At 70.3% G+C, this 7,513-nt stretch carries 11 protein-coding genes; all 11 read left to right on the forward strand.

Annotated elements, in window-relative coordinates; all coding sequences use genetic code 11:
- A partial coding sequence (locus AC1MIR_RS15715; RefSeq protein WP_480029129.1) for a hypothetical protein occupies positions 1–213 on the forward strand: 213 nt, incomplete at its 5' end.
- Between the two features lie 45 nt (positions 214–258).
- Positions 259–1,002 carry an NRDE family protein gene (locus tag AC1MIR_RS15720; RefSeq protein WP_480029130.1) on the forward strand — a complete coding sequence of 248 codons (744 nt, stop codon included), beginning with the start codon at positions 259–261 and terminating at the stop codon, positions 1,000–1,002.
- On the forward strand, positions 1,002–1,493 hold the full coding sequence (locus AC1MIR_RS15725) for an anti-virulence regulator CigR family protein (protein WP_480029131.1): 492 nt from the start codon (positions 1,002–1,004) through the stop codon (positions 1,491–1,493). The genes AC1MIR_RS15720 and AC1MIR_RS15725 overlap by 1 nt, the downstream gene beginning before the upstream one ends.
- A gap of 172 nt (positions 1,494–1,665) precedes the next feature.
- A complete protein-coding gene (gene purC / locus AC1MIR_RS15730; RefSeq protein ID WP_109870404.1) occupies positions 1,666–2,430 on the forward strand; it encodes a phosphoribosylaminoimidazolesuccinocarboxamide synthase in 765 nt (254 codons plus the stop codon).
- 82 nt (positions 2,431–2,512) lie between these two features.
- Positions 2,513–2,752, forward strand: a complete 240-nt coding sequence (purS, locus tag AC1MIR_RS15735; RefSeq protein ID WP_480029132.1) for a phosphoribosylformylglycinamidine synthase subunit PurS — start codon at positions 2,513–2,515, stop codon at positions 2,750–2,752.
- Positions 2,753–2,758: 6 nt separating this feature from the next.
- Positions 2,759–2,989 carry a hypothetical protein gene (locus AC1MIR_RS15740; protein ID WP_480029133.1) on the forward strand — a complete coding sequence of 77 codons (231 nt, stop codon included), beginning with the start codon at positions 2,759–2,761 and terminating at the stop codon, positions 2,987–2,989.
- Positions 2,990–2,993: 4 nt separating this feature from the next.
- Positions 2,994–3,689 carry a phosphoribosylformylglycinamidine synthase subunit PurQ gene (gene purQ / locus AC1MIR_RS15745; protein WP_480029134.1) on the forward strand — a complete coding sequence of 232 codons (696 nt, stop codon included), beginning with the start codon at positions 2,994–2,996 and terminating at the stop codon, positions 3,687–3,689.
- Positions 3,686–5,896 carry a phosphoribosylformylglycinamidine synthase subunit PurL gene (purL, locus tag AC1MIR_RS15750; protein ID WP_480029135.1) on the forward strand — a complete coding sequence of 737 codons (2,211 nt, stop codon included), beginning with the start codon at positions 3,686–3,688 and terminating at the stop codon, positions 5,894–5,896. The genes purQ and purL overlap by 4 nt, the downstream gene beginning before the upstream one ends.
- Positions 5,896–6,129, forward strand: coding sequence for a BolA family protein (locus tag AC1MIR_RS15755; protein WP_109870398.1), 234 nt, complete (start codon positions 5,896–5,898; stop codon positions 6,127–6,129). Before purL ends, AC1MIR_RS15755 begins: the two co-directional genes overlap by 1 nt.
- A 26-nt stretch (positions 6,130–6,155) precedes the next feature.
- A complete protein-coding gene (grxD, locus tag AC1MIR_RS15760; RefSeq protein WP_480029136.1) occupies positions 6,156–6,491 on the forward strand; it encodes a Grx4 family monothiol glutaredoxin in 336 nt (111 codons plus the stop codon).
- Positions 6,492–6,892: 401 nt separating this feature from the next.
- The coding region (locus AC1MIR_RS15765; RefSeq protein WP_480029137.1) for a PEP-CTERM sorting domain-containing protein at positions 6,893–7,513 on the forward strand (621 nt) is incomplete at its 3' end.

Consider the following 7,513-nt stretch of genomic DNA (forward strand, 5'->3'; position numbering starts at 1 on the left):
GCCCGGGCGTTCTGCTTGCGTGGGCGCCGGGGGCCGGGGGCGCGCCCCGCGCCCCCCCCGCCCCGCTGGCGCGGGCCGCCGCCGGGCTATGGCTATTACGCGCCGCCGCCGCGCGTCTACTACCCGCCGCCGCAGGTCTATTATCCGCCGCCGCGCTACTATTATCCGCCGCCTCCGCCGCCGCCGGGCATCGGGCTGTATTTCCGGTTCTGACCGGTCGGGGCTGCGCCGGCGCCGCGACGCTGCCAGGATCGGCCCATGTGCACCGTGATCCTGCTGCGCCGGCCGGGCCATGCTTGGCCATTGATCCTGGCGGCGAATCGCGACGAGCGGCTCGACCGCGCATGGGACCCGCCTGCCGCGTACTGGCCGGGGCATCCGGGCCTGGTCGGGGGGCGGGACCGCATGGGCGGCGGCACCTGGATGGCGGCGCGCGGCGGCATCGTCGCGGCGGTGCTGAACAGGCCGGGCAGCCTCGGCCCCGAGCCGGGCAAGCGATCACGCGGGGAATTGCCGCTGCTGGCGCTGTCGGAACCCTCGGCCGCGGCGGCGGCGGCGGCGATCGCCACGCTGGATGCCGGCGCGTGGCGGCCCTTCAACCTGGTGATCGCCGATGCGCGGGAGGCCTTCTTCCTGCGCGGCCTTGGACATGGCGTGCCGGAGGCGACGGCGCTCGACGCGGGGATCAGCATGGTCACCGCGCATGAGCCCAACGACCTCGCCAGCCCGCGAATCGCCCGCCACCTGCCCCGGTTCCGCACGGCACCGGCGCCCGACCCCGCAGCGGGCGACTGGGCGGCGTGGGAGGCCTTGCTCGCGGATGACGGATTTGGCGACGAAGGCCTCGGCGGCGCGTTGAACGTGCCGCCGGTGGCGGGCTTCGGCACGGTCTGCAGCAGCCTGCTGAGCCTCGATGCGCGAGGCCGGCTGGACTGGCGTTTCAGCGCCGGTCGTCCCGCGCCTGGCGGCTTCGCCGCGCTGCGCTTGGAGAACCGAGCCTGATGCCCGCACCACGTCGCTTCCTGCTCGCCGCGATGTGCCTCGCGCCCTGGCCGGCACTCGCGCAGCCGGATGGGCGCGGGCAGGGTCAGGGTCGCGGCCAGGGCGGCCAAGGCAAGCACCAGGGCCAGGGCCAGCGCAGCGGGCCGCCGTCCGGACGGGGTGACCAGGGCAATGGCGGGGGCGGCCGGGGCGGATCGCCTGGCCGCGGCGGGCCGCCAGCGAGCCTCGGCGCGGGCGAACGGGACACCATCCGGCTCTGGTTGGGGGGAAATCCTGGCTTCGCCGCGCAGCCTTTGCCGCCCGGCATGCGCAACCGGCTGGCCCAGGGCAAGCCGCTGCCCCCCGGTCTGGCCAAGCGCGCCGTGCCGCCCGATCTGCTCCGGCTTCTGCCGGTACGGCCGGGCTACGAGTATGCGCTGGTCGGCACCTCGCTGGTGCTGATCGCCGTGGCGACGGGCGTGGTGGCGAGCATCCTGGCGGACGCGTTCTGAAACCGCGCGAGCGACGGGCGCATGGCCCCCGCCCGCGCCCGGCGTGGCGGCTTGGTGCGGGGCCTGCTATATCCCGTTCGGTTTCCCCGGGGCGCGCCCCCCGCGGCCTCGCGCGCCCGCCCGGACGCTTCCGGGGCCCGGCTGCGCGGCAGAGACAGGAGTTCCCCCACCCATGGCGCGCCGCCGGCAGGTCTACGAGGGCAAGGCGAAGATCCTCTTCGAGGGTCCGGAGCCCGGCACCCTCGTGCAGTATTTCAAGGACGACGCCACCGCCTTCAACGCCCAGAAGAAGGGCACCATCACGGGCAAGGGCGTGCTGAACAACCGCATCAGCGAATACCTGATGACCCGGCTCAACGAGATCGGCGTGCCCAACCACTTCATCCGCCGCCTCAACATGCGCGAGCAGCTGATCCGCGAGGTCGAGATCATTCCGCTTGAGGTCGTCGTCCGCAACGTCGCCGCCGGGAGCCTCTCCACCCGGCTCGGCATCCAGGAAGGCACGCGGCTGCCTCGCTCGATCATCGAGTTCTACTACAAGAACGACCAGCTCGGCGATCCGATGGTGAGCGAGGAGCACATCACCTGCTTCGGCTGGGCGTCCACGCAGGACATCGACGACATCGTCGCGCTGACGCTGCGCGTGAACGACTTCCTCTCGGGCCTTTTCCTCGGCGTCGGCATCACGCTGGTGGACTTCAAGCTGGAATTCGGCCGGCTGTGGGAGAACGAGGACATGCGCATCGTCCTCGCCGACGAGATCAGCCCGGACAATTGCCGCCTGTGGGACGCCAAGACGGGCGAGAAGATGGACAAGGACCGCTTCCGCCGCGATCTCGGCAAGGTCGAGGAAGGCTACCAGGAAGTGGCGCGCCGCCTCGGCATCCTGCCGGAAGCCGGCGTGCGGGACATGAAGGGGCCGGAGACAGTCCAGTGACATCCGGTCGTCCCAGGGGCGCAAGGCCGGCGCAGCGAGCGAAGCGAGGGAGCACCGGAGACGTGAATCGGATGTCCCCACGATGAAAGCCAGGGTTTACGTCATGCCGAAGGCAGGCGTGCTCGATCCTCAGGGCAAGGCGATCGGCCATGCGCTGGAGGGCCTGGGGTTCGCGGGCATTGGCGAAGTGCGCGCGGGCAAGGTGATCGAGCTCGAGCTTGCCGAGACCGACGCGGCGAAAGCCAAGGCGGCGGCCGAGGAGATGGCGCGGCGCCTGCTGGCGAACACCGTGATCGAAAGCTTCCGGGTCGAGGTCCTCTGACCCGCGATGGTCAAGGCCTCCGTCCTCATCGTCCTGGTGCTGACCGTGCTCATCGCCTGGGGCCTGCGCTGGCGTGAGCAGCGCATGCCCCAGGTGGCGGCGCAGCAGCGGCGGCTCGGCCTGATCGGGCGCGGCAAGAAGGGGCTGGACCGCTGGGTGACGGCGGCGGCGCTCGCCGTGGTGGCGACGCTCGTGGTGCTCGGCGGGCTGCACTGGCTGCGGGTGTGGATGGAGTAGCGTCATGAAGGCCGTCGTGGTCGTCTTCCCCGGCACGAACCGCGAGCGCGACATGGCGATCGCGCTGGAGCGTGCGACGGGGCGCAAGCCCGTGATGCTGTTCCATCGCGAGACGGCGCTGCCGCAGGGCACCGACCTGGTCGTGCTGCCGGGCGGGTTCTCGTACGGCGATTATCTGCGATGTGGCGCGATGGCCGCGCAGTCGCCCATCATGCGCGAGGTCGCGGGCTTCGCGGCCAAGGGCGGGCATGTGCTCGGCGTCTGCAACGGCTTCCAGATCCTGTGCGAGGCCGGGCTTCTGCCGGGCGCGCTGCTGCGCAACGCGACGCTGCGGTTCCTGTCCATGGACTGCCACATGCGCGTCGAGCGCGCCGGCACGCCCTTCACCGCGCATTGGCGCCATGGGGCGGTGTTCCGCGCGCCGATGGCGCATGGCGATGGCAATTTCTTCTGTGACGACGCGACGCATGCGCGGCTCGTGGCCGAGAACCTGGTCGCCTTCCGCTATTGCACGCCGGAAGGCGCGGTGACGGCGGCGGCCAACCGCAACGGCGCGCGCGACAACATCGCCGGCATCCTCTCGCCCAATCTCCGCGTCTGCGGCCTGATGCCGCATCCGGAGGACCTGGTGGACCCGCTGATGGGCGGCACGGACGGGCTGCCGATGTTCACGAGCATCGTGGAGAGCGTGGCGGCGTGACGACCCCGACTTCCCTCGACCCTGTCCGCGCCCGGAAACTCTCGGCCGAGTTCGGCCTGAAGGCCGACGAATACGACCGCGTGCTGACGATCCTCGGCCGCACGCCCTCGCTGACCGAACTCGGCATCTTCAGCGTGATGTGGTCGGAGCATTGCTCCTACAAATCGTCACGCGTCTGGCTGCGGACCCTGCCCACCAAGGCGCCCTGGGTGATCCACGGGCCGGGCGAGAATGCGGGCGTGATCGCGATCGGCGACGGGCTCGCCGCCATCTTCAAGATGGAGAGCCATAACCACCCATCCTTCATCGAGCCCTACCAGGGCGCGGCGACGGGCGTCGGCGGCATCCTGCGCGATGTCTTCACGATGGGCGCGCGGCCGATCGCCAACCTCAACGCGCTGCGCTTCGGATCGCCCGACGCGCCGCGGATGAAGCGCATCGTCGACGGCGTGGTGCGCGGCATCGGCGGCTACGGCAATTGCGTCGGCGTGCCGACCGTGGGGGGCGAGGTGAACTTCCACCCCGCCTACAACGGCAACCCGCTGGTCAACGCCATGACCGTCGGCATCGCCCCCGCCGACCGTATTTTTCTTTCGGCTGCCGCGGGCATCGGGAATCCGGTGGTCTATGTGGGATCCAAGACGGGGCGCGACGGCATCCACGGCGCCACCATGGCCAGCACCGAATTCTCCGCCGACACGGAAGAAAAACGCCCGACCGTGCAGATCGGCGATCCCTTCGTCGAGAAGCTGCTGATCGAGGCCTGCCTGGAGCTGATGGCCACCGACATGATCGTCGCCATCCAGGACATGGGCGCGGCGGGGCTGACCAGTTCCTCCGTCGAGATGGCCGGCAAGGGCGGCGTGGGCATCGAACTGGTGCTGGACAGCGTGCCCCAGCGCGAGACCGGCATGACCGCCTATGAGATGATGCTGTCGGAATCCCAGGAGCGGATGCTGATGATCCTCAAGCCCGGCCGCGAGGCCGAGGCCGAGGCCATTTTTCGGAAGTGGGAGCTGGACTTCGCCGTCATCGGCCATCTGACGGATACGGGCCGCATCGTCATCAGGCACAAGGGCGTGGTGGAGGCCGATATCCCGCTCGCGCCGCTGGAATCGGAAGCGCCGCTCTATCGGCGGCCGACGGCGGAAACGCCGAAGCGCCCGGTGCTGGACGCGGCGGGCATCGCCGACCCGGTGGGCGTCGTGCCCGCGCTGGAGAAGCTGGTCGGCAGCCTCGACCTCTGCTCGCGCCGCTGGATCTGGGACCAGTACGACAGCACCGTGGGCGGCCAGACCGTGCAGCGTCCCGGCGGCGCTGATGCGGCGGTGGTAAAGCTGGAGGGCCTGAAGCGCGGCCTGGCGATGACCACCGATTGCACCCCGCGCTACTGCCTGGCCGACCCGGAAGAGGGCGGCAAGCAGGCCGTGGCCGAGGCCTGGCGCAACCTGACGGCGGTTGGCGCGACGCCGCTCGCGATCACCGACAACATGAATTTCGGCAATCCCGAGAAGCCCGAGATCATGGGCCAGTTCGCCGCCGCCGTGCGCGGCATGGCCGCCGCCTGCACCGCGCTCGATTTCCCGGTCGTGAGCGGCAATGTCTCGCTCTACAACGAGACGAACGGCGCCGCGATCCTCCCCACGCCGGCCATCGGCGGCGTCGGCGTGCTGGAAGATGCGGCGCAGGCCGTCGGCCTGGCGCTGCGGCCCGGCCTCGACCTGGTGCTGATCGGCGAGACGAAGGGGTGGCTTGGCCAGTCGCTCTGGCTGCGGGAGATCGCCGGGCGGGAGGCGGGCGCGCCGCCGCCGGTGGACCTCGCCGCCGAGCGCCGCAATGGCGACTTCGTCCGCCAGCAGATCCTGGCCGGCGCCGTCGCGGCCTGCCATGACGTGGCCGATGGCGGGCTGCTGGTCGCGGTGGCGGAGATGGCGATGGCAGCCGGCATCGGCGCCGTGCTGGAGGCCCCGTCCGGCCTGCCGGCCCATGCCTTCTGGTTCGGCGAGGACCAGGGCCGCTACGTGCTGGGGGCGGCGGATGCGGCGCCGCTGCTGGCCGCGGCGGCGGCGGCGGGCGTGCCGGCGGCGCGGATCGGGCGCAGCGGCGGCGGGGACTTGGTTCCGGCGCCCGGCTCCTCCATATCGGTGGCGACCTTGCGGGCCGTCCATGAATCGACGCTGCCCGCCCTGATGGAGGCTGTTGGCTGATGGCGATGAACGCCGCCGAGATCGAGGCGCTGATCAAGTCGGCCCTGCCCGATGCGCAGGTCACGATCGAGGATCTCGCCGGCGACGGCGACCACTATGCGGCGAAGGTGGTGTCCTCGGCCTTCAAGGGCATCTCGCGCGTGAAGCAGCACCAGATCGTCTATGCGGCGCTGCAGGGCCGCATGGGGGGGCAGTTGCACGCCCTCGCCCTGCAGACCTCGGCACCGGATTGACCCGAATCGTAAAGGATACCGACAGGATGAGCGACCCCGTCCACAACCGCATCCAGACGGAGATCACCGAGAACCCGGTGGTGCTCTACATGAAGGGCACGCCGGTGTTCCCGCAATGCGGGTTCAGCGCCCGCGTCGTGCAGATCCTTTCCCATGTCGGCGTGCCCTTCAAGGGCGTGAACGTGCTGGAGGACATGGAGCTGCGCGAGGGCATCAAGAGCTTCACCAACTGGCCGACGATCCCCCAGCTCTACGTGAAGGGCGAGTTCGTCGGCGGCTGCGACATCGTCATGGAGATGTTCCAGTCGGGCGAACTGCAGAGCCTGATGGAGGAGAAGGGCGTGGCGGCCAAGACGGCCTGATTTTCGGCCGCCGGGGGCCGGAACGGACTCTCGCGCCCATTGTGCTTCGTGGAGGCGCCGCCCGGCTTGCCGGGACGGCGCCTTTTTCGTGCCGGGGCCTGACCGCGCGCGGCGCCGAAGCAGGCCCGGCGGCACGCCCGGACCCGCGCCAAGCTTTCCTTGCATTTTCTGACGTGTGTGGGGCTGCGTAGATTTCTCTATTCCGGCTCTGACAACGTGATGTCAGCAACTTTTACGGTGTTCTGTAGGGCCGCTTTACAACTGTTGCGCATCCTGGACCCGCGCCGGCGATGACAGCGTTAACAATCAATGATTTACGCATTTGGCATGCTCATTGCTTGTTATGCAGCGAAGCCGCTCAACCTATGCGGGCAGGCTGTGGCAAGCGAAGGAGCGCCAAGGTGCAGCTACGATCCTGGTTCACGTCCCTGGTTGCGGGCCTCGGCCTGCTGCTGACCGTCTCGGCCGCGCAGGCCGCTCCTCTCCCGGTGGGCGGCGGATGGCAGTACGATCAGATCTCGTCGTCGAATGTCGCGAGCGACAACTCGCCCTGGACCTTCACACTCACCGGCCCCGGCGTCTTCTCCGTGGTCGATGCCTTCATCGCGGGCGACGTCTATGACGTCTATTCGACGTCTGGGCTCGAGGCGACGACCGCCTTCGCGCTGCTGCCCACAGCCTGGACTCCCGGCGCCGACCCGGCGGACTTCGCGTGGGTGAATGCCAGCTATGCGCGGACCCAGATCACGCTGGGCGCAGGCACGTACAGCTACGACATCTTCGCCAACCAGCTGCCGGGCGGTGTGCCGGCGGGCTTCTACGTCCGCGCCGACCTGCTGCGGGACGTGCCGGTGCCCGAGCCGGCGACGCTGGCGCTGTTCGGCCTCGGCCTGCTCGGCCTGGCCGGGGGGCGCCGCCCCCCCCCGCCGCCCCCCCCCCCGCCCCCCACGACCGGCTTGCCGCGCGCTGGTCCGGCCATCCGCGTCTGTCGCTCGGCTTCGGGCCGGCCGGGCCGCAATGGG

The sequence above is a fragment of the Falsiroseomonas sp. RANM36 genome (assembly GCF_056682175.1).

Bases quoted from the DNA above. Each gene is read 5' to 3' on its own strand.
- AC1MIR_RS15720 (WP_480029130.1), top strand. From the start codon at position 259: ATGTGCACCGTGATCCTGCTGCGCCGGCCGGGCCATGCTTGGCCATTG.
- AC1MIR_RS15725 (WP_480029131.1), top strand. From the start codon at position 1,002: ATGCCCGCACCACGTCGCTTCCTGCTCGCCGCGATGTGCCTCGCGCCC.
- purC (WP_109870404.1), top strand. From the start codon at position 1,666: ATGGCGCGCCGCCGGCAGGTCTACGAGGGCAAGGCGAAGATCCTCTTC.
- purS (WP_480029132.1), top strand. From the start codon at position 2,513: ATGAAAGCCAGGGTTTACGTCATGCCGAAGGCAGGCGTGCTCGATCCT.
- AC1MIR_RS15740 (WP_480029133.1), top strand. From the start codon at position 2,759: ATGGTCAAGGCCTCCGTCCTCATCGTCCTGGTGCTGACCGTGCTCATC.
- purQ (WP_480029134.1), top strand. From the start codon at position 2,994: ATGAAGGCCGTCGTGGTCGTCTTCCCCGGCACGAACCGCGAGCGCGAC.
- AC1MIR_RS15755 (WP_109870398.1), top strand. From the start codon at position 5,896: ATGGCGATGAACGCCGCCGAGATCGAGGCGCTGATCAAGTCGGCCCTG.
- grxD (WP_480029136.1), top strand. From the start codon at position 6,156: ATGAGCGACCCCGTCCACAACCGCATCCAGACGGAGATCACCGAGAAC.